The organism is Streptomyces sp. NPDC048424, assembly GCF_040651555.1.
Lineage (GTDB): Bacteria > Actinomycetota > Actinomycetes > Streptomycetales > Streptomycetaceae > Streptomyces.
In genome coordinates, this window is record NZ_JBEZKE010000035.1 from 43,162 (window position 1) to 68,534 (window position 25,373).

The following is a 25,373-nucleotide window of genomic DNA, read 5'->3' on the forward strand; positions in this document are numbered from 1 at the left end:
GACAACCGGGGCACCTTCTGGCAGGTACTGCAGTTCGGTGTCCAGAACCTCTACGACCCCGAGCTCGACGAATGGCTGGTCATGGACACCTTCGAGCACAAGCCCGGGACCGTGACGCTTCCCGAGCGGTGCGAGCCGCCCCAGTGAACGCGCACGCGGCCCCGGCGGGTCGTGCCTGACGGCTGTCATGTGGCGGGGCAGGGTGGGTTGAAGTCGACCGCCGTGAAGTACCGGGCCCATTGGGCTCTGGTGATCCGGGGGTACGCGCTGTCGCAGATGCGGGTGGCGACCGTGTCCAGGCCGGTGTCCCGCAGCCGGATCGTGAAGTCGTTGCCGCCGGTGGCCAGGGTGTTGCCGTCCGGGCTGAACGCCACGGCCGGTACCTGGCTCGAATGGCCGGTGAGGACAGCGGGAGTGGCCGCCCCGCTCACGTCCCACAGGAGGGCCTTGCTGTCCGCGGCGCCGCCTGCCAGTCTGCGGCCGTCCGCGTCGAAGATCAGTGCGTAGAGCCAGGAGCCGGACGCCGGTAGCTGCCTCACCTTCGCCGGGCGGCTGATGTCGCTCACGTCAATCAGCCAGACCGTCTTGTCCGTACGGTGGAAGGCGGCCAGTATCCGGTTGTCAGGACTGAACACGCCGCCGGTCAGCGGGTCGGACCGGAACGGAAACGGCCGTTCCCGGGGGTTGCGCGGATCGCTGACGTCCCAGAACCTCAGCGAACCGGACTCGCCGGTGCTCGTCACCAGCGTGCGGCCGTCCGGCCGGAACGAAGCCATCGTGACGTGCGGCCCGTCCGCGGCGATCCGGCTCACTGGCCGGGGTTCGCCGGGATCGGTCAGGTCCCACAGTCCGGCCGTATCCTGCGCCCAGACGGCCAGCAGGTGGCCGTCCGGGCCGAAGCCGGCGCCGGCGACTTCGCCACCGCCGGGGGCGAGGACCGATGTCAGCCGCGGCTTCCGTGGATCGGTCACGTCCCACACGCGGACGGTGCCGTCCTCACTGGCGGTGACGAGGATGCGCCCGTCCGGGCTGAACGCCACACACCGGACGAACCTGGTGTGTCCGTGCAGGACCGACAGCGGCCACAGGGCCCGACCGCCGGTGACCTGCCACAGCCGTGCGGTGCCGTCCCAGCTGGCGCTGGCGAGCAGGTGACCGCCGGGAGCGAACGCCAAGGACGTGACGACGTCGTCGTGGGTCGCGAGCGACAGATCCCGCAGGTCCAGGAGCCGGTCGGAGTTGGCGATCACCCGGCCGTCCGGGCTGAACGCGGCTTGGTAGAACCCGCCCTGAATCGTGCTGGTGCGCTTCGGGTCCGCCGGGGCGGCGAGATCCCAGAACTGGGTGGACCCGCCTACCGAGACGAGGGTGCTGCCGTCCGGACTGAATGCCACCGACCAGACGATCGCGGGGTGGCGGGGCAGGACGGCCAGTGGCTGCGCCCGCCGGCTGTCGGCGATGTCCCAGAGCCGTGCGGTGCGATCCCAGCTCCCGGTCGCCACGGTCCGGCCGTCAGGGCTGAAAGCCGCCGAGGTCACGGTGTCGGTGTGTCCGCGCAGGACGTCGAGGAGGAACGGATGCGCGGGGTCGTCGACATCCCACAGTCTGGTGGTGGTGTCTCCGGTGGTGGCCACCGTGCGGTTGTCCGGGCTGAACGTCACCGAGGTGACCGTGCCGGAGTGGCCGGGCAAGGTGGCCAGCAGTCGCGGGTGGCGCAGATCGTTCACGTTCCACAGCCGCACCGCACCGTCGGCGTGGCCGGTGGCGATGAGGCCGCCCGGCCCCGACGTCACCCACGTCGGCGCGGACCGCTGGTCCGGCAGGGTGCTCAACTCGGCTGGCGCGCGCCGGTCCGTCACGTCCCACAGCCGCACCGAGCGTTCGCTCGCCGTGGCCAGGACTCGGCCGCCCTCGTCGAAGGCCACCGACATCAGCCGCTCCGGCTGATGCACGACGGCCAGCTGTACGGGGTGGTGGGCGTCCCCGATGTCCCACAGCCGGGCCGTGCGGTCCCAGCTCGCGGTGGCCAGGACCGTGCTCTTCGGGGCGAAGGAGATCGAGACCACGTCGGAGGTGTGGCCGGTGAGCCGGCTCGTGTACGGCGTCGCGAACGTGCTCATGAGCTGGTCGCGGACGTCGCCGGTGGCCGCCAGCCGGTACGCGGCCAGGTTCAGCTGCGCGGCGAGCGAGGGGTTGTGCTGCCGTACCTCGGCCGCCTCGGCGCCGGCCTTTCGCGCGATGGCCACGTTGCGCTGGCGGAGGGCGGAGTCGCGCGAGTCAACGGCCAGTCCCCCTGCGGTCGCCGCGATGACCATCAGCACGGTGAGCAGCGTGACCAGCTGGCGCAGGCGGACCGTCCGTCGCCTGACCGCCGCGATCTCGTCGGCCTGTGCGTCCCGGCTCGCGTCGAGGAAGCGCCGTTCCCTGGAGGTCAGCCGGCTGCCGTCCGCGGCGGCCAGGTCCAGCGCCGCGGCCAGGCGGGCACCCCGGTACAGGGCGTGCGGGTCGTGGTCCTGCGCCTCCCAGCCGGCGGTCGCGTCGGTGAGCTGCCGGTGCAGGAGCAGCCTGTCGCGGTCTTCGGTCAGCCAGCCGCGCAGCCTCGGCCAGCACCGGATGATCGCCTCGTGGGTGATTTCGACGCTGTCCTGGTCCAGCGTCACGAGCCGTTGCCGGGCGAGGACTTCGAGCACGTGGACGGTGTCGGGGCTCGGGTCCAGCTCGTCCCTGGTGATCCGGCGCCTGGTGTCCTCGGTACCGTCGCCCAGTGCGGTCAGCCGGAGGAACAGCGACCTGGCGAGTTCTTGCTGCGCCGGCGACAGCGCCCCGTGGGCGGCCTCCGCGGTGTGTGCGAGCGCGTGCTGGATTCCGCCGGCCGCCAGGTACCCCTCCAGGGTCAGGCGGCTGCCGCTGCGCCGTCGCCAGGTCTCGACCATCGCGTGCGAGACCAGTGGCAACGCGCCTGGCTGACCGGTCGCGTCCGCGACCACGGCCGCCAGCAGGGGGCCGGTCACCGTGCAGTCGGCGAGCACGGCCGGCCGGGTGATGGCCTCGCGCAGCTCCTGGCTGCTCATCGGACCGACCGCGATCTGCGCGTCTCGGATCGCCTCGACCAGCCGGGAGTCCTGGACGCAGTGGCCGTAGAAGTCGGCGCGCACGCCGAGCACCACCCGGGTCCGGCTGGTCGCCGCCGTGGCGGCCGCGAGCAACAGGGCGATGAACGCGTCTCGTTCGTCCCGGTCCCCGCAGAGGGTGAAGACCTCCTCGAACTGGTCGACGACGATCAGGGTGTCGACGTCCGGTTTACGGTCGATCATGGCCTGCCGGATGCGCAGGTGCAGTGCCAGGGGATCGTCCCGCAGCTCGCTCACCAGCACGCCGGGGGCTCGTCCCGTCGCCGCGGCCAGGTGGATCGCGCACTCCTCCACGGGATGCTGGCGCGGCGTGAACAGCATCACCGGCCACCCCGATGCCTGTGCGCGGGCGACGAGACCCGCCCGCAGCAATGAGGACTTCCCCGATCCGGACGGCCCGAAGACTGCAAGGAAGCGGTGGTCGCGCACCTTCGCGAGCAGCTCGCCGGTCAGCCGCTCGCGCCCGAAGAAGCGGTCGGCGTCTTCGGGTTGGAACGCCGCGAGCCCTGCGTACGGCGCGTTCTGGCGGCCGGCTTCCTCGGGCTCGTCGCGATGTGTGCTCGCGGCGATCTCGGCGGCGACCGCATGCCACCGGGCTTCCCATGCGCGGCGGTCACCCCGGCACGCCTCGACGTAGGCGAGCGTGACGGCAAGGCTCGGAAACGTGTGCCCGCCCGCGGCGTCCGACAGTGTCGTGGACGAATAGTGGGCGCTTTTCGCCAGTGACCGGTAGGGCGGTCGTCCCGCCGCCTCGCGCAGCTTCCGAAGGTCGGCCGCGAACCGTGTCAGCGGACCGGAGTCCAGGTCGAGCGGGCGTTCGGGGCGTGGCATTGCCTTCCTTCCTGCGGCTTTCCGCAGCCGTGATGGGTGGTGTTTGTCCAGCTTTTGATGTCCGGAATCCTCGTTCCGGCGCCGGACATCAACCGGCGGCTAGACAGAGGCCAGCGCAACCGCGCCACGACGATGGGAAGGGGAAATCATGAGGTCTGTGCGACGACTGATGCTGCTGGCGGCGGTCACCGGGCTGCTGGCCGGCTCTGTCATGACGGGCTCGCCGGCGTATGCCGCGGCACCGCTGCTCAAGTCCAACCTGAACGGAAGGTGCGCCGACATCTTCATGTTCCACCAGGAGAACGGCGCCTCCACCGTGACGTGGGACTGCCACGGCGGCACCAACCAGCAGTGGTACTGGGACGGGGAGCAGATCCGTTCCAGCATGAACCGAAAGTGCCTGGAGATCTACGGCCCCCACCTGGGCGACCAGGGCTCGGTGAGCATGTGGGACTGCAACGGCGGTCTCCACCAGAAGTGGTACCGGAACGGGAGCGAGATCCGTAACCGGGTGAACGGAAAGTGCCTCGACATCCTGGCCGGCCGGCCGGACAACGGCCAGCTCCTGGTGAGCTGGGGCTGCAACGGCGCGAGGAGCCAGAGCTGGGACTTCTGAACGCCTGCCCGGCCCGGCACATCGTGTGCCGGGCCGGGCAGGGCCGGCGCCTATCGAGCCCGGCCCCGTCTGCGCGGCTTGCGCGGACAGACGCACCGCCCACGCCTCATCGCTCACCCGCGGCTACTACCGGGGACATCGTCCAGGTCCTCGAAGACGGACCCGTCACAGCCTGAGAACATGAAGGCGTCGACCGCCGGGGCCGCCGCGACGTGCAACTGCTTCCAGGGCGACACAGGGTGGCGGGGTCGAAGCCGTAGCGGCGGGCGAAGGTCCGGCCACCTCGGCCGCGCTTCAGATGATGTGGATGCGCTCCAGGGCGCCGCTGGCGTCACGGATCATCAGGTCGTTGCCCTTGGCCCGCTCGTTCTCGATGAAGCCGAGCAGGAGGACCGCCCGATTGATCACATCGGACTTGCTGACGCCGCTCGCGGCGGTCAACTCGGAGACGATGGTGACCGCCGGGGGGCACAGGGTCACGGAGTACCGCTCGCTGTCGGGGTGCGCGGGAAGCTGCTGCTGATCCATGGTGAAGCCCTTCCTCGGAGCCCTGGGGAATGATGCGCACCATGTTCGCATCAAGAGCGTGCACATGTGCACCACTTTTACACAGTGCGAGCGATGCAGGCTCGGGCTTGGTGGGCACGTCGGCGTCGGTCCGCGCGTCTAGGACGCACCCGACATGGAGTGGAGGGCTGACCGTTCAGACTCGGGGCTGGGACCCGCCAGAACCAGCCGTTCGACTGTCCACCTGCGCCTGTCCCGCCACTCCCGCCACTCCCGCCACGAGGCCCTGCAGGTACTCCCGGCCTCGCGTGAGCTGTTCGGGCAGCTCGGCGGCGTCCGGGTACCAGCGCTTCTCGTACTCCCAGCAGAGCCAGCCGTCCGCCGGTGCGGCAGCCACCGCTTCGGGGAGGGGTAGCACTCCGGTGCCAAGACCCGTAGGGGTCAGGTCCTGCGCTGACCGTACGTCCTTCACCTGTACGTAGCCCAGGTGCGCGGCCAGGGTCCGCCGGGACCGGGCCGGGGATTCGCCGCCGAGCCAGGTGTGCAGCACGTCCCACAGGGCGCCGACGCCCGGGTGGGCCACGCGGTCGAGCACCCGGGCGGCCGCGGTCGCGGTGCGATGCGAGTCGTGGGTCTCCAGCAGGATCCGCACGCCGTGACGCTCGGCGAACGGTGCCGCGGCGAGCAGGCGGCGCACGGCGTGGGCGTCGGCGGCGTCCTCGGCTAGGTCGGCGCCCCCCGGGAAGACCCGGACGTACGGGGCCTCCAGATCGGCGGCGAGGCGGATCAGGGCGCGCAGTTCGGCGAGAACAGGCTCGTCCGCGCCGGGGGCGGCCACCCTGGCGTAGCCGGCGACCGCGAGGGCGGTGACGCCTGCGGCGGTGAGGGTCCGGAGTGCGGCAGCGCGCTCGCCTGGCGGGCTGTCGGGGTGTAGGGGTTCCTCGGGGTGGGCGCGCAGTTCGAGGCCGTCGAACCCGTGGGAGGCCGCGAGGCCCGCGCTGCGGTCGAGCGGCGCGCCGGGCAGGCCGAGTGTGGAGAAGGCGTACTTCACGAACGGCTCCCCCCGGTCGGAGGTGGCGCGGTGGAGGCGCGCACCATCAGCTCGGTGGGCAGCGTGGTGATCCCACCCGGCGGCTGCGGCCGACGCCCGGTGACCAGCTGGGCGGCGAGCACACCCGCCTCGCGCAGGGGCACCCGGACGGTGGTGAGCGCGGGGGCGGTGTCCACGCAGAAGGGCAGGTCGTCGAAGCCCGCGACGGACACGTCCTCGGGGATCCGCATCCCCTCCTCGCGCAGCGCCGCGGCGACCCCGGTGGCAATGGTGTCGTTGGCGGCCGCGACGGCCGTGAAGGGTACGCCGCGGCGCAACAGTTCCCGGGTGGCGTCGTAGCCGGCGGAACGCTCGAAGGCGGCGTGCACGGTGAGGGCGGCGCAGGCCTCGGGCAGTTCGGGGTCGTGCCGCAGCAAGGCGGCGCGGTGTCCGGCGAGCCTCTCGCGCGTGGTGCTCAACCCCTGGGGGCCCGCGACATAGGCGATGCGACGGTGACCGAGTGTCAGCAGGTGCTCGGCGAGGCGGAAGGCGCCGCCGTGGTGGTCGAACATCACCGTGGTGACGGGCAGTCCGTCGGGCAGGGGCAGCGGAGGCCGCCCGCACAGGACGACGGGGGCGCCGCCTGCGGCCATCCGCGCGATGCGGGCGGCGAGTGCGTCGGTGTGTTCGGGGTCCTCGACGGCGCCGCCGGTGAGGACGATCCCGCCGGCGCGCTGCCCCTCCAGCAGGGTGAGGTAGGCCAGTTCGGCTGCGGGGGCGCCTTCGGTGTTGCAGACGACCGCGAGCCGGCGGCCGCCGGTTTGGCCGGTGGGCGCCAGGGCTCCCTGCAGGGAGCCTGCGAGAATTCCGAAGAAGCTGTCAGCGACATCGTGGACGAGGACGCCGACGAGGTCGGAGGTGGCGGCCGCGAGCGCGCGGGCGGGGCCGTTGGCGATGTAGCCGAGCTCCTCTACGGCGCGCTCGACCCGGGTCCGGGTGGAGCCGGCCACCGGGTATCCGCCGTTCAGTACGCGCGAGACCGTCGCGGGCGATACGCCCGCCTGCGCCGCGACCTCGGCCAGAGTCACCGCCATGCTGCACCCCTCCTCATTCAGGACCCGGCCATCGTCTCATCCGGTGTCTGGATCTCCACACTCCCCATACTCCCCGATTAAGAAAGCGCTTTCCATCACTCGAACGAGTGTTGCGCCGCCAGCGTCCATCGCCCTAGCCTGATCGAAGAGAAAGCGCTTTCTATCGATGGAGGGGAACCGTGGAACGCAGGACGATCAAGATCGCAATGAACGGCGTCACCGGGCGCATGGGGTACCGGCAGCATCTGGTCCGCTCGCTGCTCGCCCTGCGCGAGCAGGGAGGCCTCGATCTCGGCGACGGAACGGTGCTCTGGCCGGAGCCGGTTCTCGTGGGGCGCCGGGAGTCCGCCCTGCGGGCCATCACCGAACGGCACGGCCTGGAGCACGTCAGCACGGACCTCGCGGCCGTGCTCGCCGATCCGGAGGTCGAGATCTACTTCGACGCGCAGGTCACCGGCGCCCGCGAGGCGGCGGTCCGCCAGGCCATAGCGGCGGGCAAGCACGTCTACTGCGAGAAGCCGACGGCCCTGACCTTCGAATCCTCGCTGGAGCTGGCCCGGCTGGCCGGGGCCGCCGGGATCAAGCACGGCGTGGTCCAGGACAAGCTGTTCCTGCCGGGGCTGCTCAAGCTGAGACGGCTGATCGAGAGCGGCTTCTTCGGCGAGATCCTGTCCGTGCGCGGAGAGTTCGGGTACTGGGTCTTCGAGGGCGACTGGCAGACGGCGCAGCGGCCGTCGTGGAACTACCGCGCGCAGGACGGTGGAGGCATCGTCGCCGACATGTTCCCGCACTGGGAGTACCTGCTCCACGAGCTCTTCGGCAGGGTGCGCACGGTGCAGGCCCTCACCCGCACGCACATCGGCCGCCGCTGGGACGAGGCGGGCAAGCCGTACGAGGCCACGGCCGACGACGCCGCGTACGGGATCTTCGAACTGGAGGGCGGCGCGGTCGCGCAGATCAATTCCTCCTGGGCGGTCCGGGTCCACCGTGACGAACTGGTGGAGTTCCAGGTGGACGGCACGCACGGGTCGGCCGTCGCCGGGCTGCGCGGTTGCCGGATCCAGCACCGCGGGGCGACGCCGAAGCCGGTGTGGAATCCCGATCTGCCGCAGACCGAGGCCTTCCGCTCCCAGTGGCAGGAGGTGCCGGACAACAGTCCCGCCGACAACGGCTTCAAGGCCCAGTGGGAGCTCTTCCTCCGGCATGTCGTCCTCGACGAGACCTGGTGGTGGGACCTGCTGGCCGGTGCGCGTGGAGTGCAGCTCGCCGAGCTGGGCTTGCGCTCTTCAGCCGAGGGCCGGCGGCTGCCGGTGCCGGAGGTGGCCCTGTGAGCATCCGACTCCCCTCGGCCGACGGCGGGTTCCGCCTCCACCGGCCGAACACCGATCCGTATCCCCCGCTCACCTGCGGCCCGGCCCGCAGCCGTACCTTCTACGCGGCCGCGCACGTGGTCGCCGATCCGCTCGCCGCGTCGGCCGAAGCCGGGCCGGTGGTCGACTGGGAGGCCACCATGGCGTTCCGGCGACGCCTGTGGGCCCAGGGGCTCGGGGTGGCCGAGGCCATGGACACCGCGCAGCGCGGCATGGGCCTGGACTGGCCGACGGCGGCGGAGCTGATCCGCCGGTCGGCGGCCGAGGCCCGGGCGGTGGGCGGCCGGATCGTGTGCGGCGCGGGCACGGACCAGCTCACGGCCGGCCGCACGTACTCCCTCACCGAGATCACCGCGGCGTACGAGGAACAGCTCGCGCACACCGAGGCGTGCGGGGCGGGGGCCGTCCTGATGGCCTCGCGGGCCCTGGCCGGGGCGGCGCGTGGTCCCGAGGACTATCTGGAGGTGTACGGCGGCCTGCTCCGGCAGAGCGGGCGGCCCGTGGTGCTGCACTGGCTGGGGCCCATGTTCGACCCGGCGCTGGCCGGCTACTGGGGCCACGCGGATGTCGACGCGGCCACAGACGTCTTTCTGAAGATCATCTCCGATTGTCCGGAGAAGGTGGAGGGGATCAAGGTCTCGCTGCTGGACGCGGAGCGGGAGGTGGACATCCGGCGCCGGCTGCCGGCCGGCGTGCGCTGCTACACCGGCGATGACTACCACTACCCCGAACTGATCGCCGGGGACGGGGAGCTGGCCAGCGACGCGTTGCTGGGGATCTTCGACCCGATAGCCCCGATCGCCGCCCGGGCCGCACTCGCGCTCGACCGGGGCGACACGGACGGCTTCCGGGAGTTGCTGGACCCGACGGTCCCCCTGTCCAGACATCTCTTCGCCCCGCCGACCCGTTTCTACAAGACCGGGGTGGTCCTGCTGGCCTGGCTGGCCGGGTACCAGGAGCACTTCACGATGGTGGGCGGGCTGCAGTCGGCCCGGTCACTCCCCCATCTGGCGACGGCGTACGAACTGGCCGACGGCCTGGGCCTGTTCCCCGATCCCGAGCTCGCGGAGGACCGGATGCAGCGGCTGCTCACCGTGTACGGGGTGGCGTCGTGAACGCGGCGCCGGCGCGGTTCAGCCTCAATCAGGAGACGATCCGCCAGTGGTCCGTGCCCGAGCTGGTCGCCGGGTGCGTGGCGGCCGGAGTGGGCGCCGTCGGGCTCTGGCGCGAACCAGTCCGGGGGTTCGGAGTGCGGGAGACTGCGAAGCTGGTCGCCGGGGCCGGGCTGAGTGTCAGCTCGCTCTGCCGCGGCGGGTTCTTCACCGCGGCCGATCCGGCCGGCCGGGCGGCCGCGCTGGACGACAACCGCAGGGCGGTGGAGGAGGCCGCCGAACTGGGCGCCGACACGCTGGTCCTGGTCTCGGGCGGGCTGCCTCCGGGCGACCGGGACCTGGTGGGGGCGCGCCGACGGATAGCGGAGATCCTGGGCGAGTTGGCGCCCTGGGCCGCCGGTCACGGGGTACGGCTGGGGATAGAGGCGCTGCATCCGATGTTCGCCTCGGACCGCTGTGTGGTCTCGACGCTCGGCCAGGCCCTGGACATCGCCGAGCAGTTCCCGGCGGAGCAGGTGGGGGTCGTGGCGGACGCGTACCACCTGTGGTGGGACGAGCGGATGCCCGCCGACCTCCTCCGGGCCGGCGAGGGCGGGCGCATCGTGTCCGTACAGGTGGCCGACTGGGTGACCCCGCTGCCCGAGGGCGTGCTGCTGGGGCGCGGGCAGCTCGGCGACGGGTCCATAGACCTGCGGGGCTTCCGGCAGCTGGCCGATGCGGCCGGCTACCGGGGCCCGGTGGAGGTGGAGATCTTCAACCCGGGGCTCTGGGCCCGGGACGGTACCGAGGTGCTGCGGGAGGTGATCGAGCGCTACGGCGAGCACGTGGACTGAGCGCGCGGTGGGTCAGCCCTCGTAGTCGTACTTCATGCCGATGCCCAGGGTGCCCTGGGTCGGGAGGATCCCGGCTCCGACGATGTCGAGGACCGGCGGGAGGAGGAGTTCCGCGAGCCGGGCCGTTTCGTGCGGGGTCAGCGTCGACCAGGGGGCCGAGGCGAGTTCGTCGGTGAGCTTCTCGACGGCGGTGCGCAGTGCCACTCCGGCTGCGGTGGCCGTGCCGTCCTCGGCCAGCAGGTTCCGGGCGGCGAGCCTGTCGCGGGCGGCGTTCCACTCGTCGGCGGACCACTGGCGGCTCTCGAACCACTCGGCCGGGGCGGCTCCGGCACCGGAGTGCAGGACCAGCGACTCGACAGGGTCGAGGTGGTGGGCCTGGAGGGCGGCGAGGTGGCCGTCCCCGCGGTGCTCGCGCAGGATCGTCGCCGCGTGCCAGAGCACGGCGTGCGGAGCGTCGGGCCAGGGCAGGGCGGCGTTGGCGGCGCCCAGTGGGCGGCCGGCCGTGTCCGCGCCCTCGGCGGCACGCCGGGCGAGCGCCGCCGCCTCGGCCAGGTCCGAGGAGGCGATCCGCTCGCCGAGGAGGGCCCGCAGGGAGCGGTCCGCGGCGGCGGCGCGGGCCGCGAGCACGTGGGCCGGCGGGGCGGTGTGCCAGGACTGCGCGACGTACCGCTCCACCATCCGCGGGCTGAAGCTGAAGAAGAGGGCGTTCACGAGTTCCGGTTCGGCCGGGCCGAGCGGGGCGGCCCGGAAGGCGAAGTACATCGGCCACCGGTCGTCGGTGGCGTAGCCGAGCGCGCCGGCCTCCTCGTAGGCCTCGGGTGCGAAGTAGACGATGGCGTGCACGGGTTCGAGCAGCTGCCACAGCTGCCGGACCGTACCGAGTCCGTGTGCGCCCGCGTACGTCATATCGCTTTCCCCCAGGGTCGGTTGGTGCCCGAAACGACAGGAGGTCAGCGTAGGTCAGGAGGGGTCTGAGGGGGTGGTGAGGGTGGGGGCTCAAGGGTGACATAGCGTGACCACCATGGATCAGGAGCACATAGCCGGACCGGCCGGTGACGGCGAAGGCGCAGGTAGGCGGCGGTTCCTCGCGATCGCGACCGGGGCGGCCACGGCTGCCGGGCTCGGCGCCGTGGCAGGTTGCGGGGGCGGGGACGGCGGCGCCGACGGGCGGGGCGGGGACCGGACCGACGGGTCGGCGGCGCCGGGCGGGAAGCCGTCGGCGGCGAGTGCGCACGGTTTCGACGTCAAGGCCGAGAACGCGAAGCAGGGCCACGCCGACTGGCCGGTCACCAAGGCGGGGTCGGCGCGGGCGATCGAGGGTTTCGCGGACAAGGTCAGCGTTCCAGCCGGCGAGTCCTTCGGTCTGCACGTGTCGACCACCGCGCCGCGGTTCACCGTCTCCGCCTACCGGATGGGCTGGTACGGCGGGGCCCGGGCCCGGCTGGTGTGGCGCTCCGAGGCCCTCCCCGGGGCGCGCCAGCCGGAGCACACGGTGGACTCGGGAACGCGGATGGTCCGCACGCGCTGGGCCCGTACCACCACGGTCGAGACCAAGGACTGGCCGGAGGGCTGCTACCTGCTGCGGCTCGACGCGCAGGGCGGTGAGGGGCAGCGCTTCGTGCCCATGACCGTCCGGTCTGCGGCGACGGCCGGGCGTACGGTCGTGGTCAACGCGGTCGCCACCTGGCAGGCGTACAACCGGTGGGGCGGCTACGGCAGCTACGACGGCCCCACCGGCGGCTACGCCTCGCGCTCGCTCGCGGTGACCTTCGACCGGCCGTACGAGTACGACGACGGGGCGGGCCTGTTCCTGGTGTACGAGGCCCCGCTGATCGCGCTGGCCGAGCGGCTCGGCATACCCCTGGCGTACACGACCACGACCGACGTGGCACGGGAGAAGCGGCTGCTGGAGGGTGCGGCCGCGGTGCTCTCACTCGGGCACGACGAGTACTGGTCCCCGGAGCAGCGGGCCCACTTCACGGCCGCCCGCGACGCCGGTACCAACATCGCGTTCCTGGGCGCGAACTGCTGCTTCCGCCGGATCCGGCTGGAGGCCTCCGACCTGGGTCCGGACCGGACTCTGGTCTGCTACAAGTCCTCCTACGACCAGGACCCGGGGTTCAAGCGGGGCCATCCGGCGACGGTGGACTTCCGTTCGGCGCCCGGCGCGGACCCGGAGAGCTCGTTGCTCGGCGTGATCTATGACGGTTATCCGGTGGACGCCCCGTACGTGGTGACCAATCCGGGGCACTGGCTGTTCGAGGGCACCGGCGCGCGGGCCGGCGACCGCTTCGAGCACCTGGTCGGGGTGGAGTACGACAAGGTCAACACCGGTTTCCCGACGCCCCGGCCGATCGAGATACTGGCCCACTCACCCGTGGTGTGCGAGGGCCGTCCCAGCCACCAGGACACCGCGTACTACACGGTGGCGAGCGGGGCGGGGGTGTTCGCGACCGGCACGATGCGGTGGGTGGAGGCCCTGGACGCGACGGGCGACGGCCGCAGCGGAAGGAACCACGGGCTGGACGCGCGGTCCGGGGCGCTGACCACCCGGGTGACGGAGAACCTCCTTCGGGTGTTCGCGGCGGGCCCGGCCGGCCGGTCCCACCCGGCGCAGGACAACGTCAAGGCGGTGTACGGGGGTTCGTGAGACCAGGGGGGTCCGGTGGAGGTTCAGGCTCCCGGTGGACTTCCCGCGGACGGGGTGCCTAGGATCGTGATCACGGCATCGCGTGTCGGTCACCGGCTGGGTGAGACATGGAGGCGCCCGTGACGTGCCTTTCGGAGGCATTCACTCATGTCTGTGCAACTGAACCACACGATCATCCACGCCCGTGACAACCGGGAGTCCGCCGCATTCCTGGCGGACATCCTCGGCCTCCGGGTCGGGAGCGAGTGGGGACCCTTCATCCCCGTCGAAACCGCCAACGGCGTCACCCTCGACTTCGCGACCATCCCGGCCGAGTCCATCACCCCGCAGCACTACGCGTTCCTCCTCTCCGAGGAGGAGTTCGACGTGGCGTTCGAGAAGATCCGGGCCGCGGGCGTCCCGTACTTCGCGGATCCGCACGGCAGGCACCCCGGCGAGATCAACCACAACGACGGGGGCCGCGGCGTCTACTTCACGGACCCCGCGGGGCACGGGATGGAGATCATCACGCGCCCGTACGGCTACCAGGAGCCGGGCACCGACGGCTGAGCGGCCCGCCCCCGACCGCCTCGTGAGCCCGCGGCGGTCATGAACCGGTGGCGGTCATGCGGTCCATGACCGTCACCGGCAGGACCGGGTTCAGCGCCGCCGCCCCCGCCGTCTCCTCGTCGCCGAGCAGCCCGATCAGGACCGGCACGGGCACCCGCGGATGCCGGGCGGCCGTCGCGCGTACGCCGTCGTCCGGGTCGCCGAGCATCCGTACCGCGGAGTCCGCCGACAGCCGGGGGTCGGTCGCGGCGCGTGCGCGGACCTCCGCGTCCTCGTCCCGGCTGAACCGTTCCACCAGCGTGGGTGTCGAGTCCGGGTCGTCGAGGGCCAGTTGCCGCAGCCGCGGATGCGGGTCCCCGGCGTAGCGGAGCAGGTCGCGCCGGGGGAAGTTCGGGTGCCCGTAGGGCCGGTCGGGGGTGGAGAGGCTGCCGTTCCACCACTGCCACACCTCCAGGAGCATGTCCGCGGGCGCATCGTCACACCGCTCGGCGAGGAAGAGCCGTACGACCCGGTCCTCGTCCCGGGCCAGCCGTTCCACCACGTCCGGCGGCAGCCGTCGGGCCGTCGCGACGCTGCTGCGCAGCAGCACGTGGCCGGAGGCCGCGAGGCGGCGCATGGCCTCCTCGTCCTCGTGCAGGGCGACCACCCACGGGATGGCGTGCCGCATCCGCCGCGGGTCGATGTCCACGTTCACGGCGGCCCGCTGCTCCTCCGTCAGCTCGGGCCGCAGGGACACCGCGAGGCGTACGTCGTCCTGCGGGTCGGCGGCGAGGAGCTCGACCAGGTCGGGGTCCAGGTAGGGGTTCCCGGCGAGGCGCCTGCGCACCGCCGGGTCCGCGTCGGCGCGAAGACGCGCGGCGAGGTCCCGGTCCAGCCGGAGCCCGGCGATGTCATGGGTGGCGTTCACGGCCTCGAAGTCCGCCTCGGTGATCGGCTCCTCCTCGTGCCGGGCCGCCACGACCGCCAGCCGCACCCGCTCGACCGGGTCCGCGCTCAGTCCGGCCCGGGCATCGGGACCGAGGTGTGGCCAGGCCGCGGGGCAGGCCGCCGAGCGGACGGCGGGCACCGGGTCGGCGGTCAGGGCCACCGCCAGGGCGGGGGGTACGGCGGGCAGTTCGAGGAGCGCTTCCCGGACCGCGCCGGACGGGTCCTTGGCGAGCACCGCGTACGCCTCGTCCGTGAGCCGGGCTCCTGCCGCGGCCGCGATCGTGAGGAGGGCGTACCGTCGTCGCCCGGCCTCTTCTCTCAGCAGCAGCCGGGACCAGCGCTCGGCCGACATCCCCAGCTGGACCCGGGTCTCCGCCAGCCGGGCGCGGACCGACCACTCGGGGTGGTCCACGGCCGCGTCCAGGACCGCTTCGGGTAGGTCACGGCGCCAGAGCAGGTAGCCCGGGGTCGTGTCCAGCAGCCGCACCAGGATCCGATCGGGCACGGCACGGTTCCACGCCAGGGCCTCACGGACCCGTTCGACGACGGCCGTCCCGTACTCCAGCCCGGCCCACTCGTCCCCGGTCCACTCGTCCTCGGTCCACTCGTCCCCGGTCCCCCACGCGCTCCCCATCCGGGAGAGGCTAATCGGTGTCCGGCGACCACGGTCACCGAGGCCCTTGTACGGCCTGCACCTGCCCGTCGACGTCGACGGTGAGCGCCACCCGTTCGACCTGGTTACCGACCACCAGCGCGATCCACACGATGCCCCAGAGCAGGCAGGTGAACACGGTCAGGACGGCGTGGAGCACGTGGTTCACCGGTTGCCCGCGCACGAGGACCGCCTGCGTCGGGGAGCGGGACTCCACCCGCCAGCCGGTCGCGACGTACTGGCTCACCGTCCAGTCGAGGATCTCCGTCCGCCGAGCGGCGTCGACGGGGCGGCCGTCCCCCGGAGGGAGCAGGTGGTCCGGCGGTTGCGGCGGCACGCCCCAGTGCCGCTCTTCCTCACGCTCCGACATCCGGCTCGCCTCCCCGCATCATGGGTCCGGTGACCTTCGTCTGCTCGGCCATGCATCCAGCCTGCGCGACGCCGGGGAGTCCGGCACGCCGAGCGCGGTGGCGCGCTCACACCCTCCGTCCGACCTCCGTGCAGGTCAGGGCACCTTTTACGCCCCGCTCGGGGCCCATCGAATGCGCACCGTAGCGGTGCGCGACGTCCCGTTCCGGCGCTTCGGCCAGGACAAGAACCTCCGAAAGTCCCGCCACCGTGGGGCTCTCGCGCGTCACAGACCTGTCACAGGCACTCCATCGCAGCCGGCGCCCCGGCAGAGTGGCGCGATGCGCATACATCACACCGTCACGCTCCTCGCCGCCGCTGCATGCCTCGCGCTCACCGGCTGCTCGGACGCGGACGCGGATCACGCAGGCATGAGCGACGAGGGCAAGCCGACCGCGTCATCACCCGCTCCCCGGCAAAGCGTGGCTCCTGAAGCCCCCGATTCCACAGCCTCCGCCGCAGGCATCCCGCCGAGTCCCGCCTCCGAGCAGCGCGTCATCTACCTCGCGGCGCTCAACAAGATCGACCCCGAGATCGTCAACGGCAACGACGACAAAGCCATCTCCCGGGGCCTGAATCAGTGTCAGTCCATGAAGGACGAGAAGGACCCGACCAAGCGCGTCGAGTCCACGAACAAGCGCTTCATCGGCCCCAACCACCCGGACGGCTTCGGCCCCACCAAGGCCGCATTCATTCTCGCCGCCGTACAGACCAATCTCTGCCCCACGTACTGACGGGGCCACACGCCTCACACCCCGCCGTCAGAAGGATCTGCGGCCATCACGATTCACAGTGACGCTTTGCTGTCACTGGTGACGAGCGGGCGGACGTGGGTGAGGAGCAGGTCGAGGAAGCGTTCGGGGTGCCGGAGCGCCGCGAAGTGGCTGGCGTCTTCGATCAGTGCGAACGCTTTGGCGGGGGCTTCGACCGCGTCGAAGTACGCCTGGGCCCGCGGCGCGGGGGTGATGACGTCGTGGGCGCCCTGGAAGATGAAGAACGGCAGCTCGAAGCGGGTGCCGTCGGCCCAGTCGTCGAGTGCCCCCGTACCCTCGGTGACCGGGGCGGAGAAGGCCTGGCCCTGGAAGTACGCCTTGATGCGGCCGAGCGAGTACAGCGGGGACAGCCACAGCGAACCGACGATCACCTTCTTCACGGTGTCCAGGGTCAGCGGGTCGCTGCCGGCGCACAGTTTGTCGTACGTGGAACGCTGGGCCGAGGTCCAGCGGCCCGGGTCGGACCCCATGGCCTCCACCCTCGCCACGTCCTTGGTCTTGCCCGCGGCCCGCAGCCGCTCGAGCGTGCCCAGGTAAGCAGAGGTGTCCCGGCCCGCCTCCTGGATGTTCTGGTCCGTGCCCACGTACGCCGAGAAGAGCTCGGGATGGCTGCGGGCCAGCCTGAGTCCGAAGGTCGTGCCGAAGGAGCTCGCCAGCAGTACGACCTTGTCCACGCCCAGCCGGCGCCGGATGTGTCCGGTGACCTCCAGAGCGTCCTCGTACAGCCGGTCGAAGTCCAGTTCGCCCTGCGCTCGTGCGCCCCCATGGGTGAAGGTCAGACCCGCGCCGCGCATGTCCCAGCGCACGAGGGTGAAGTGTTTCTCCCAGCCGCGGGTACGGGCCCCGTACGGCGAGTGGGCGGCGCCCGGTCCGCCGTGGATCTCCAAGAGCACGGGGTTGCCCCGGTCCTCGCCCCGGACCGATATCCACTGGCCGATCCCGCCGATGCTCACGATGCCCTGTTCGTCGATACCGGCCGACGAGTCGATCCGCATCGAGCGGGCGTTCGCAGAGCGCCGCACCGCGCGATGAGCGAAGAGCCCGGCAATTGGTGTGGCGACCGTGGCCAACCCTGCGGCAAGCATGACACCCATCATTCCTGTTTCTCCAGACATGGTTCCCGCAGCGCGCTGACGGCCTGCCCTACCCGGCGGACCGGTGGGGCGGAGCCGTCCCGAACGCCCGCCCCACCGCCGTGACTTCAAGCGAGGCCCACAGCGGCACCCAGCCCTGACGGCGCCCCTCCTCGAGGACTCCACCCTCCCCTGGTACGTCCTGATGATCAACGTAGACTTCGCGCGCCGATCGATAAGCGTGGGGTTATCGCAGGGGGTGGACATGGAACTGCGGACATCGAGATATTCCTGACCCTGGCCGAGGAACTGCAACAGGCGTACGACCTGAGCCACGGTGGGCCGGCCCGCGCCTGCGAAGCCGCGACCGGCGCCATTGCGATCTGCAGCTGATGTGGCTTCCGGTGCACGGGGCTGACCTCATCGCCGGCGGGCAGATCGTCAGCCGTGCCATCGGGGAAGGTGCCTGCTGAGCGCGTTCTCCAGCCGCGGGATGGGCCGGCCAGTGGTGCAGCGCCTCGTGAAGCTCGGCGTGTCTAGTCCTCGTCCTCGGCTCGTCGCCAAGGCCGGTCACCGGGGTTCAGGAGTGTCTCCGGGGGCTTGCCGCCGGCCCGCCGCTGGTTGGCGGTGGCCGCGCCCACGAAGAGGAGGAGTAGTCCGCCGACCAGCATGATCCAGATGCCGACGAAGAAGCCGACGATGAGGAGGAGCACCGCGATAGCGGCGAGCCCCCGCGCCCAGTCGGGTCCTTGTTGATCTGTCATTCCAGCCCCCTTGCGAGACCGCACACGGTACGCGACTGGGCCCGGCCTCACGTCCGTCTCAGCACGAGAGCCCCGCCGGTCTCCCGGCAGGGCTCTCGCGTTTTCCCAGTGCAGAGGCCATCGGCTTCACGCATGAGACAGCAGGGGCGGCAGGATTTGAACCTGCGGCCATCGGTTTTGGAGACCGGCGCTCTGACCAGCTGAGCTACACCCCTTCGGTGGGACCAACCTTGGCACGGCCGGACCCCGAGATCCACTGTATTTAGCGCTCAACCGGGTGCGAGTCGCGCGCCGGTGTGGGCGCCGGAGCTCCGCAGCCAGTCGATCAGTTCGGCGTTCTCGCTCGTCAGGGCGATGTCGAGTGGGGTGAGCCGGTCGTAGCCGATCCAGTCGATGTCCGCTCCCTGGGACAGCAGACGGCGTGCCGTGGACAGCCGGCCACCGTGGCAGGCCTGCCAGAAGGCGCTGGTGACGTCCTCGGGGGAGGCGCCGGCCACGAGGAACTCCTCGACCGTGTCGAGCAGACCGAGGGCGGCGGCGTCCTGCAGGTCGGGGCGGGCTCCGAGGGCGAGCAGCCGGCGCGCGGCCCGCCACTGACCGAAGCCGCAGGCGTCCGTGAGCGGGGTACCGCCGCCGAGGACTGCGCCCGGGGCGTTGACATCGGCCCCCGCGGTGACAAGGGCGTCGACGGCGGTCACGTCGTCGTTGCTCGCCGCCCAGTGCAGCGGGGTCTCGGCGTGCGCGCCGACGAAACGGGCCCCCGGGTCGGCTCCGGCGGCGACGAGCGTACGGATCACCGCGGCCGTGTCGGGGTAGTGGCCGGGCCAGTCGGTGGCGATGTGCAGCAGGCTGCGCCCGCCGGCCGCCGTACCGCGCTTCACGATCCGCGTGGCGGCGAGTCCCGGGTGTGCGTCGAGGAGGTCCCGGAGGCCCGGCAGGTCGCCGCCCCGGATCGCGGCGGTGACGGCGACGGCGAGCGGGTCGCCGGATTCGAGGGGCTGCATGAATTCGTCCTTCCCCGGCCTTTCCCGGGCCTTCCTCGAGCGTGGCGCCCAGCCTACGGGCCCTGGCGACGGGGCAGTGGGACGGCGCGGGTGGCGGGGGCCGCGGGCGCGGAGGATCGTGAGCAGGGTGAACCGTGCGACGGGGGGTTCGTCCGTGCCCCGGAGCCGGGAGGCGGGCCGCCCTCGCCGTCCGGGCCGTGCGACGCGGCGTTGCGGCCGCCTCCGCGGCGCTCTGGTGGCGCTCGCCCTCCTCGCCCCCGCCCTGCTGGGCGTGGCCCCCGGCGGTTCCGGCGAGACGATCTCCCTCGCGGGGAACGAGCCCGGCCAGCGGCTCGACGTCACGCTGACGCAGGTGGTCGACCCCGCGAGCCCGGCAACCGGCCCCACGGCCGAGACCGAGCCGGAGACCGAGCCGGAGTCCGCGCCCGCACCCACGCCCCAGCCCGACGGATCCGACCGGCTCGTCGCCGTCCGCTTCCGGCTGGAGAACACCGGTACCGCCGTCTACCAGGACTCCCCCGCGCCGGCCGCCCACCTCCTCGACACCACCGGGCAGCGGTTCACCGGGCTCAACCTCCCCACGACGGCGGGCACGAACTTCCCCGACACGGTCACGCTCGACCCCGGCGGCACGGCGGAGGGGTTCGTCACCTTCCGGATCCCCGAGGACGCGGGCCCGGCCGCGGTCCAGTTCGCCCTCAACACCGGCCTCGGCGACGACGTCGGCCAGTGGAGCCTCCCGTAGAGGCGCGTCCCCCAGCGGCGGGCGAGTTTCGGCCGCCCCCTTGACCACTCTGGTCCAGACCAATAGTTTCCGGCATGCACCGCGCACGCGCTCACGCCCACTCCCCGCCTCCGCAAAGGAAGCCCATGCGCCGCAGCATGCTCGGCAGGCTGGCCGTCGCCGCCTGTTCCCTCTCCCTGCTCACCGCCTTCGCGCCCGCCGCCGGTGCGGACGGCGGCGGGGCGAGCGGACCCGGCCGCTCGTACAAGAAGGTCGGCTACTTCACCCAATGGGGCGTCTACGGGCGGGACTTCCAGGTCCAGGACCTCGAGGCGAACGGCTCCGCCGGCAAGCTCACCCACATCAACTACGCCTTCGGCAACGTCAGCCCGCAGGGCACGTGCTTCACCGGGAACGTGCCCGGCGAGGCCGACGCCTGGGCCGACTACGTCCGGCCGCTGGACGCCGCCAACTCCGTCGACGGAGTCGCGGACACCCCGGAGCAGCCGCTCGCCGGCAACTTCAACCAGCTGCGCGAGCTCAAGGCCAAGCACCCCGGCCTCAAGGTGCTGCTCTCGCTGGGCGGTTGGAGCTGGTCCACCCACTTCTCCGACGCCGCCCTCACCCCCGCCTCCCGCAAGGCCTTCGTGGCCTCCTGCATCGACCTCTACATCAAGGGCAACCTCCCGCAGGACGGCAGCCGCGGCGGTGCGGGCGCTGCCGCCGGGGTGTTCGACGGGATCGACCTCGACTGGGAGTGGCCCGGTTCGGCGGGCGACGCCGACACGAAGTTCCGGCCCGAGGACAAGCGCAACTTCACCGAGCTCGTCAAGGAGTTCCGCACCCAGCTCGACGCGTACGCGAAGAGCCAGCGCAAGAAGACGAAGTACGAACTGACCGCCTTCGTCCCGACCGCCCCCGCCAAGATCGACGCGGGCTTCGACGTCCGCCGGATCATGCGCGACCTCGACTTCGTGACCCTGCAGGGCTACGACTTCCACGTCTCCGGCGAGCCGAAGACCGCCCAGCAGTCCGCGCTCTACGCCCGGGGCGACTTCAGCGTCGACGGCACGGTGGACGCCTGGATCCGGCGCGGCGCGCCCGCGCACAAGCTGGTGATGGGCATGCCGTTCTACGGGCAGGGCTGGACCGGGGTCAGCGGCGGCGGGGACGGCATGGGACAGCCCGCCACCGGCCCGGCGCCGGCCACCTGGTCCGCCGGGTACGAGGACTACAAGGCGCTGAAGAAGCTGGCCGACTCCGGCGCCTATCAAGTCCACCGGGACCGGCGCGGAGGCCATGCCTGGCTGTTCGACGGCACCACCCTGTGGACGTACGACGACCCGCAGGTGCTACGCGCCAAGACCGGCTACGTACGCGAACACGGCCTGGGCGGCGCGATGTTCTGGTCCCTCGACGCGGACACCGCCGACGGCGAGCTGATGACGGCCGTGGACCGGGGACTGCGCGGTCACTGACCGGCGCCGCCGGGCCGCGGAAAACCATCCGGCCCGGCGGCGTCCTTCCAACTACGCTCCCCCGCATGAGGAACTCGACGGTACGGGCGGTCAACCACCTGACGACGCGCTGGGCCGCGCAGACCCCGGCGGAGGACACGAGCACCGTGTTCACCGCGGCCGGGGTCTGGCCGCTGCTGGCCCTGCTCGCGGACGGCTCGGGCGGCCCGGCCCGCACCGAACTGGCCGAGGCCCTGGGCATACCCGCCGAAGCCGCGGCGGGGGCCGCCCGGGAGCTGCTGGCCGCACTGGCCGGCGTACGGGGTCTTCGGACGGCGACCGGGCTGTGGGCCGCGGCCGGGCTCCCGCTGGAGGAAGGCTGGACGGAGGGGCTCCCGGCCGGCGCTCGGGGCACGCTGACCGGCGACCCCGACACCGACGCCAAGGCGCTCGACGCGTGGGCGTCGGACCGGACGGACGGGCTGATCGAGCGCATGCCTGTCGTTCCCGACGAGAACACCTTGCTGGTCCTCGCCTCGGCGCTCGCGCTGCGCCTGCGGTGGATCCAGCCGTTCGACGAGGGGTACGGAGAACCGTCCGCGGGCCCCTGGGCCGACCGGCCCGTACGCACGCTGCACCGCAGCACCGCCCTGCTGGACCGGGTCCGGGTGGCCCACGGCTCGACCGGTGCGGTCACCCTGCTGGAGGTCGTCGGCGCGGCGGGAGTGGACGTCCACCTCGCGCTCGGCGAGGCCGGAGCACCGGCCGGTGGGACGCTCACCACCGCGATCGCGGCCGTCACCAGGGCCCTGCCCGCCACGGGAGCGAGCCTGCTCCCCGACGGGAATCCCGGTCCGGGACTGGCCGTCGGCACCGTGACCGCCTTGTCCCCCGAACCCCGGCTGGACATCCAGACGGTGGCCTTCGAGGTGCGGTCGGAGCACGACCTCCTGGAGCACGCCCGACTGTTCGGGCTGGAGAGCGCCACCGACCGGGCCCACGGCCACTTCCCCGGTGTCAGCTCCCAACCGCTGGCCATCACTTCGGCCCAGCAGTCCGCGCTGGCCCGGTTCCACGCGGAAGGCTTCGAGGCCGCGGCCGTCACCGCGCTCGGAGCCGCAGCCGGCTGCGGCGTACCGCCCCGGCTCAGGTACCGGGCGCGCCGGGCCGAGGTGCACTTCGACCGTCCGTTCGGCTTCCTGGCCGTCCACCGCACCTCGCGGCTGGTCCTCGCGGCCGGCTGGGTCGCCGAGCCCGAGTCCCCGTGAGCCGCCCGGCCTAGGCCTTCGCGCGGTGGGCTGCGGCCAGGGTTGCCGTGGCCGTGAAGGTGGGGACGTGGCCGGTGCCGCCGCGGCCGGAGACCGAGAGGGAGGCTGCGGCCGTGCCGTAGGCAACGGCGTCGGCGAGGGTGTCGCCGAGGACGAGCCGGGCGGTGGTGGTGCCGGTGAAGCAGTCGCCCGCGCCCGTCGCGTCCACCGGCGCGGGGTTCACCGGCACGGCCTGGTAGGCCGCCCGCGTGCCGTCGTCCAGCAGCAGCCGGTCCGCGCCGGCGGTGACCGCGACCGTACGGGCGCCGAGCGCGCGGAAGCGGGCCGCGGCGGTGCGCGGGTCGGCGGTGTCCACGAGGGCCAGGGCGTCGGCCGGGCAGGAGGTCTTGAGTAGCCCGGTCAGCGGGGCGATCCGGGCCAGCAGCTCCCGGGCCTCGGCCCGGCCGGTCAGCCGGGAGCGGAAGTTGGGGTCGTACGAGAGGTGCCCGCCCGCCCCGTGCACGAGGTGCGCGGCGGCCAGTACGGCGCCCCGGCTGCTCGGAGACAGAGCGCCGGTGATGCCGCTGGTGACGAGCGCCCCGCAGCGGGTCAGCAGCGCGCGCCAGGAGTCGACGTGCGCGGGCGCGAGGGTGGAACCGGCGCTGCGGGTGCGCCAGTAGACGAACTCGCGGTCGCCGTCGGTGTCGGCGGAGAGCAGGTAGGCGCCGTTGGGGTGCGGGGCGCGGCGCACGTGGGTGACGTCGACGCCGAGTTCGGCGGCCCTGCGCAGCAGCGGGGTGCTGAGCTCGTCGTCACCGACCACGGCGAGCAGGGCGGTCCGGGCCCCGGCCGCGGCGGCGGCGGCCGCCGCGTTGAGGGCGTCCCCGGAGTAGGAGATGCGGGCCGGGGTGCCGTCGGCGGCCTCGCGCAGGGTGGTGCCCGCGTGGATCTCCACGAGGACTTCGCCGAGTACGAGGACGTCGTAGGCCGGGGCGGGTCGCCGGGACACGGTCACCCCTCCGCGCCGGTGCCGACGTCCAGGCCTGCGGCGTCGTGCGGGCGGGCCAGTCGGGCGAATACGGCGGCCAGTTCAGCCGGGTCCGCCGGCAGGCCGTTGCCGATGCCGACGGCCGTCGCGCCGGCGGCCAGCCAGTCGGGGACCTCGGCGGGCCGGATGCCGCCGGTCGGGATGAGTACCGCCCCGGGCAGGACGGCCCTGAGGGAGCGGACGAACCCGGGACCGCCCACGTGGGCCGGGAAGACCTTCGCCGCGCCCGCGGCCCGGACGGCGGCGGCGATCTCCCCGGGGGTGAACCCGCCCTCGATGAAGACGGCTTGGCGGCGCCGGGCGACCTCGCGGACCTCGGGGGCCGGGTACGGGGAGATCAGGAAGGCGGCACCCGCGTCCAGGGCGGTCGCGGCCTGCGCGGCGGTGGTGACCGTGCCGACGCCGATGAGGGCGGGTCGGCCGTGCGCGTCGTCGAGGGGGGCGGTGCGGGTGAGGGCTTCGGCCCAGCCGGGGGTGGAGGTGGTCAGTTCGACGGCGCGGCAGCCGGCGGCGAGCAGGGCGGTGGTGCGGCGGACGGCCTCGTCGGCGTCGGCGTCGCGCAGCACCGGCAGCAGCCGCTGGCCCGCCAGCACCTCGTACGGGTGGCTCGATGGGTGGTTGGACACGGAAATGGCCTCCCGTTGTTCCACGTAGCGGAACGTCGTACCGTGGAGCGGAACCGTTTGGTCTAGACCCTACCCACCCCGGGAGTTCGCGTGTCAACGGATGTGGACGAAGTCCCCGACGGTCCGCGCGCCGGACGGACCTCCGCTGCCGGTTCCGCGCTGGAGAAGTCCCTGCGCGTCCTGGAGGCGGTCGCGGCTCCCGGCGGACCGCACCGGCTGACCGACGTCGCGGCTGCGGCCGCGGTGCCCAAGTCGAGCACCTTCCGCATCCTGGCCTCCCTGGTGGAGCAGGGCTTCGTACGCCAGGAGGCCGAGAGCCGGTACGGGGTGGGGCCGCGGTTGCGCGGACTGTCGGCCCTGGTCGGGGGCGGGGAGCCGCCGAGCATCGGGCACATCCTGGGCGAACTCCAGCGGACCACCGGTCAGACGGTCCATCTCGCCCTGCACAGCGGGGAGACCATCACCTACATCCGGAAGCTGGAGGGCGACCAGCCGTTCCGGACGGCCTCGCGGGTCGGCATGCGCATGCCGCTGCACTCGACCGCGATCGGCAAGAGCATCCTGGCCGGCTTGCCCGCCGCGGAAGTGCGGGACCTGATCGCCGCCACCGGCCTGCCGCCGCGGACCCCGCGCACGCTCACCACCGCGCGTGCCCTGGAAGCGGAGTTGGCGGCTGTCCGCGCCCGGGGCCACGCGCTGGACGACGAGGAGAACGAGCCCACCATCCGCTGCATCGGCGCCGCGATCCCGGGCCCGGCGGGACGGCCTCTCGGCGGGCTCAGCGTCACCACCGTCACTTTCCTGGTCTCCCGCGAGGAGATCGAGACGTACGCGCCCGCCCTGCGCGCGGCCGTGGAGGCGCTGGCTCCGCTGCTGTGACGGGCCCGGGCCCCAGCGGGTGCGTGCGGCGGGGGGCTGCTCTAGCGTCGAAGGTGGAAGGGGAGGCT

At 72.6% G+C, this 25,373-nt stretch carries 23 protein-coding genes and 1 tRNA gene; 11 read left to right on the forward strand and 13 right to left on the reverse strand.

Going from position 1 to position 25,373, the window contains the following annotated elements:
* Nucleotides 1-185: 185 nt before the first annotated feature.
* Nucleotides 186-3,962 (reverse strand): hypothetical protein, encoded by a 3,777-nt coding sequence (locus tag AB0D29_RS33035; RefSeq protein ID WP_362859298.1) that lies wholly within the window; start codon nucleotides 3,960-3,962, stop codon nucleotides 186-188.
* 148 nt (nucleotides 3,963-4,110) lie between these two features.
* Between AB0D29_RS33035 and AB0D29_RS33040 the strand changes: the two genes are divergently transcribed.
* Nucleotides 4,111-4,578, forward strand: coding sequence for an RICIN domain-containing protein (locus AB0D29_RS33040; protein WP_362859299.1), 468 nt, complete (start codon nucleotides 4,111-4,113; stop codon nucleotides 4,576-4,578).
* A gap of 294 nt (nucleotides 4,579-4,872) precedes the next feature.
* Here AB0D29_RS33040 and AB0D29_RS33045 read toward each other — a convergent pair whose 3' ends face one another.
* The 3 genes from AB0D29_RS33045 to AB0D29_RS33055 all read right to left on the reverse strand — a co-directional run bounded on the left by AB0D29_RS33045 (nucleotide 4,873) and on the right by AB0D29_RS33055 (nucleotide 7,209).
* Nucleotides 4,873-5,106: a hypothetical protein gene (locus AB0D29_RS33045; RefSeq protein ID WP_362859301.1), complete on the reverse strand. Its 234-nt coding sequence runs from the start codon at nucleotides 5,104-5,106 to the stop codon at nucleotides 4,873-4,875.
* Between the two features lie 175 nt (nucleotides 5,107-5,281).
* Complete coding sequence (locus AB0D29_RS33050) at nucleotides 5,282-6,136, reverse strand: sugar phosphate isomerase/epimerase family protein (protein WP_362859303.1); 855 nt, start codon at nucleotides 6,134-6,136, stop codon at nucleotides 5,282-5,284.
* Nucleotides 6,133-7,209: a LacI family DNA-binding transcriptional regulator gene (locus AB0D29_RS33055; protein WP_362859305.1), complete on the reverse strand. Its 1,077-nt coding sequence runs from the start codon at nucleotides 7,207-7,209 to the stop codon at nucleotides 6,133-6,135. The genes AB0D29_RS33050 and AB0D29_RS33055 overlap by 4 nt, the downstream gene beginning before the upstream one ends.
* A gap of 179 nt (nucleotides 7,210-7,388) precedes the next feature.
* On the opposite strand from AB0D29_RS33055, the gene AB0D29_RS33060 reads away from it, so the two are divergent.
* From AB0D29_RS33060 to AB0D29_RS33070, 3 genes are read left to right on the forward strand one after another with little or no spacing between them, the layout of a single operon-like run.
* Nucleotides 7,389-8,540 (forward strand): Gfo/Idh/MocA family oxidoreductase, encoded by a 1,152-nt coding sequence (locus AB0D29_RS33060; protein WP_362859306.1) that lies wholly within the window; start codon nucleotides 7,389-7,391, stop codon nucleotides 8,538-8,540.
* Nucleotides 8,537-9,694 carry a dihydrodipicolinate synthase family protein gene (locus tag AB0D29_RS33065; protein ID WP_362859307.1) on the forward strand — a complete coding sequence of 386 codons (1,158 nt, stop codon included), beginning with the start codon at nucleotides 8,537-8,539 and terminating at the stop codon, nucleotides 9,692-9,694. The genes AB0D29_RS33060 and AB0D29_RS33065 overlap by 4 nt, the downstream gene beginning before the upstream one ends.
* Nucleotides 9,691-10,524: a sugar phosphate isomerase/epimerase family protein gene (locus AB0D29_RS33070; protein ID WP_362859308.1), complete on the forward strand. Its 834-nt coding sequence runs from the start codon at nucleotides 9,691-9,693 to the stop codon at nucleotides 10,522-10,524. The genes AB0D29_RS33065 and AB0D29_RS33070 overlap by 4 nt, the downstream gene beginning before the upstream one ends.
* Before the next feature lie 12 nt (nucleotides 10,525-10,536).
* Here the strand turns inward: AB0D29_RS33070 and AB0D29_RS33075 are convergent, their stop codons facing one another.
* Complete coding sequence (locus tag AB0D29_RS33075) at nucleotides 10,537-11,430, reverse strand: hypothetical protein (protein WP_362859309.1); 894 nt, start codon at nucleotides 11,428-11,430, stop codon at nucleotides 10,537-10,539.
* A 115-nt stretch (nucleotides 11,431-11,545) separates the two neighbouring features.
* Between AB0D29_RS33075 and AB0D29_RS33080 the strand changes: the two genes are divergently transcribed.
* Together AB0D29_RS33080 and AB0D29_RS33085 are read left to right on the forward strand one after the other, a co-directional pair.
* Nucleotides 11,546-13,174, forward strand: coding sequence for a N,N-dimethylformamidase beta subunit family domain-containing protein (locus tag AB0D29_RS33080; RefSeq protein WP_362859341.1), 1,629 nt, complete (start codon nucleotides 11,546-11,548; stop codon nucleotides 13,172-13,174).
* A 147-nt stretch (nucleotides 13,175-13,321) separates the two neighbouring features.
* The gene (locus AB0D29_RS33085; protein WP_362859311.1) at nucleotides 13,322-13,723 is read left to right on the forward strand and encodes a VOC family protein; all 402 of its coding nucleotides are present in this window, start codon (nucleotides 13,322-13,324) and stop codon (nucleotides 13,721-13,723) included.
* A gap of 37 nt (nucleotides 13,724-13,760) precedes the next feature.
* On the opposite strand, the gene AB0D29_RS33090 is transcribed toward AB0D29_RS33085, so the two are convergent.
* Nucleotides 13,761-15,284, reverse strand: coding sequence for a PE-PGRS family protein (locus AB0D29_RS33090; protein WP_362859312.1), 1,524 nt, complete (start codon nucleotides 15,282-15,284; stop codon nucleotides 13,761-13,763).
* Nucleotides 15,285-15,318: 34 nt separating this feature from the next.
* Nucleotides 15,319-15,672 (reverse strand): hypothetical protein, encoded by a 354-nt coding sequence (locus tag AB0D29_RS33095; protein WP_362859314.1) that lies wholly within the window; start codon nucleotides 15,670-15,672, stop codon nucleotides 15,319-15,321.
* Between the two features lie 319 nt (nucleotides 15,673-15,991).
* Between AB0D29_RS33095 and AB0D29_RS33100 the strand changes: the two genes are divergently transcribed.
* Nucleotides 15,992-16,444: a DUF732 domain-containing protein gene (locus AB0D29_RS33100; RefSeq protein WP_362859315.1), complete on the forward strand. Its 453-nt coding sequence runs from the start codon at nucleotides 15,992-15,994 to the stop codon at nucleotides 16,442-16,444.
* Nucleotides 16,445-16,497: 53 nt separating this feature from the next.
* Here the strand turns inward: AB0D29_RS33100 and AB0D29_RS33105 are convergent, their stop codons facing one another.
* The 4 genes from AB0D29_RS33105 to AB0D29_RS33120 all read right to left on the reverse strand — a co-directional run bounded on the left by AB0D29_RS33105 (nucleotide 16,498) and on the right by AB0D29_RS33120 (nucleotide 19,324).
* The gene (locus AB0D29_RS33105) at nucleotides 16,498-17,478 is read right to left on the reverse strand and encodes an alpha/beta hydrolase (RefSeq protein ID WP_362859316.1); all 981 of its coding nucleotides are present in this window, start codon (nucleotides 17,476-17,478) and stop codon (nucleotides 16,498-16,500) included.
* Nucleotides 17,479-18,092: 614 nt separating this feature from the next.
* The gene (locus tag AB0D29_RS33110; RefSeq protein ID WP_362859317.1) at nucleotides 18,093-18,320 is read right to left on the reverse strand and encodes a hypothetical protein; all 228 of its coding nucleotides are present in this window, start codon (nucleotides 18,318-18,320) and stop codon (nucleotides 18,093-18,095) included.
* Nucleotides 18,321-18,461: 141 nt separating this feature from the next.
* A tRNA-Trp gene (locus tag AB0D29_RS33115) sits at nucleotides 18,462-18,535 on the reverse strand.
* Nucleotides 18,536-18,589: 54 nt separating this feature from the next.
* Nucleotides 18,590-19,324: an ankyrin repeat domain-containing protein gene (locus AB0D29_RS33120; protein ID WP_362859319.1), complete on the reverse strand. Its 735-nt coding sequence runs from the start codon at nucleotides 19,322-19,324 to the stop codon at nucleotides 18,590-18,592.
* Nucleotides 19,325-19,559: 235 nt separating this feature from the next.
* Between AB0D29_RS33120 and AB0D29_RS33125 the strand changes: the two genes are divergently transcribed.
* From AB0D29_RS33125 to AB0D29_RS33135, 3 genes are all read left to right on the forward strand, one after another.
* Nucleotides 19,560-20,069: a hypothetical protein gene (locus AB0D29_RS33125; protein ID WP_362859320.1), complete on the forward strand. Its 510-nt coding sequence runs from the start codon at nucleotides 19,560-19,562 to the stop codon at nucleotides 20,067-20,069.
* A 125-nt stretch (nucleotides 20,070-20,194) separates the two neighbouring features.
* Nucleotides 20,195-21,526: a glycoside hydrolase family 18 protein gene (locus AB0D29_RS33130; protein ID WP_362859321.1), complete on the forward strand. Its 1,332-nt coding sequence runs from the start codon at nucleotides 20,195-20,197 to the stop codon at nucleotides 21,524-21,526.
* A gap of 65 nt (nucleotides 21,527-21,591) precedes the next feature.
* Nucleotides 21,592-22,773: a serpin family protein gene (locus tag AB0D29_RS33135; protein ID WP_362859322.1), complete on the forward strand. Its 1,182-nt coding sequence runs from the start codon at nucleotides 21,592-21,594 to the stop codon at nucleotides 22,771-22,773.
* Between the two features lie 10 nt (nucleotides 22,774-22,783).
* Here the strand turns inward: AB0D29_RS33135 and AB0D29_RS33140 are convergent, their stop codons facing one another.
* Nucleotides 22,784-23,761: a PfkB family carbohydrate kinase gene (locus tag AB0D29_RS33140; protein WP_362859323.1), complete on the reverse strand. Its 978-nt coding sequence runs from the start codon at nucleotides 23,759-23,761 to the stop codon at nucleotides 22,784-22,786.
* Between the two features lie 2 nt (nucleotides 23,762-23,763).
* Nucleotides 23,764-24,426: a bifunctional 4-hydroxy-2-oxoglutarate aldolase/2-dehydro-3-deoxy-phosphogluconate aldolase gene (locus AB0D29_RS33145; protein ID WP_362859324.1), complete on the reverse strand. Its 663-nt coding sequence runs from the start codon at nucleotides 24,424-24,426 to the stop codon at nucleotides 23,764-23,766.
* 90 nt (nucleotides 24,427-24,516) lie between these two features.
* Between AB0D29_RS33145 and AB0D29_RS33150 the strand changes: the two genes are divergently transcribed.
* Nucleotides 24,517-25,305: an IclR family transcriptional regulator gene (locus tag AB0D29_RS33150; RefSeq protein WP_362859325.1), complete on the forward strand. Its 789-nt coding sequence runs from the start codon at nucleotides 24,517-24,519 to the stop codon at nucleotides 25,303-25,305.
* Nucleotides 25,306-25,373 lie beyond the last annotated feature (68 nt).

Bases quoted from the DNA above. Each gene is read 5' to 3' on its own strand.
- AB0D29_RS33035 (WP_362859298.1), bottom strand. From the start codon at position 3,962: ATGCCACGCCCCGAACGCCCGCTCGACCTGGACTCCGGTCCGCTGACA.
- AB0D29_RS33040 (WP_362859299.1), top strand. From the start codon at position 4,111: ATGAGGTCTGTGCGACGACTGATGCTGCTGGCGGCGGTCACCGGGCTG.
- AB0D29_RS33045 (WP_362859301.1), bottom strand. From the start codon at position 5,106: ATGGATCAGCAGCAGCTTCCCGCGCACCCCGACAGCGAGCGGTACTCC.
- AB0D29_RS33055 (WP_362859305.1), bottom strand. From the start codon at position 7,209: ATGGCGGTGACTCTGGCCGAGGTCGCGGCGCAGGCGGGCGTATCGCCC.
- AB0D29_RS33075 (WP_362859309.1), bottom strand. From the start codon at position 11,430: ATGACGTACGCGGGCGCACACGGACTCGGTACGGTCCGGCAGCTGTGG.
- AB0D29_RS33080 (WP_362859341.1), top strand. From the start codon at position 11,546: ATGGATCAGGAGCACATAGCCGGACCGGCCGGTGACGGCGAAGGCGCA.
- AB0D29_RS33085 (WP_362859311.1), top strand. From the start codon at position 13,322: ATGTCTGTGCAACTGAACCACACGATCATCCACGCCCGTGACAACCGG.
- AB0D29_RS33090 (WP_362859312.1), bottom strand. From the start codon at position 15,284: ATGGGGAGCGCGTGGGGGACCGGGGACGAGTGGACCGAGGACGAGTGG.
- AB0D29_RS33095 (WP_362859314.1), bottom strand. From the start codon at position 15,672: ATGTCGGAGCGTGAGGAAGAGCGGCACTGGGGCGTGCCGCCGCAACCG.
- AB0D29_RS33100 (WP_362859315.1), top strand. From the start codon at position 15,992: ATGCGCATACATCACACCGTCACGCTCCTCGCCGCCGCTGCATGCCTC.
- AB0D29_RS33105 (WP_362859316.1), bottom strand. From the start codon at position 17,478: ATGCGGATCGACTCGTCGGCCGGTATCGACGAACAGGGCATCGTGAGC.
- AB0D29_RS33110 (WP_362859317.1), bottom strand. From the start codon at position 18,320: ATGACAGATCAACAAGGACCCGACTGGGCGCGGGGGCTCGCCGCTATC.
- AB0D29_RS33120 (WP_362859319.1), bottom strand. From the start codon at position 19,324: ATGCAGCCCCTCGAATCCGGCGACCCGCTCGCCGTCGCCGTCACCGCC.
- AB0D29_RS33130 (WP_362859321.1), top strand. From the start codon at position 20,195: ATGCGCCGCAGCATGCTCGGCAGGCTGGCCGTCGCCGCCTGTTCCCTC.
- AB0D29_RS33135 (WP_362859322.1), top strand. From the start codon at position 21,592: ATGAGGAACTCGACGGTACGGGCGGTCAACCACCTGACGACGCGCTGG.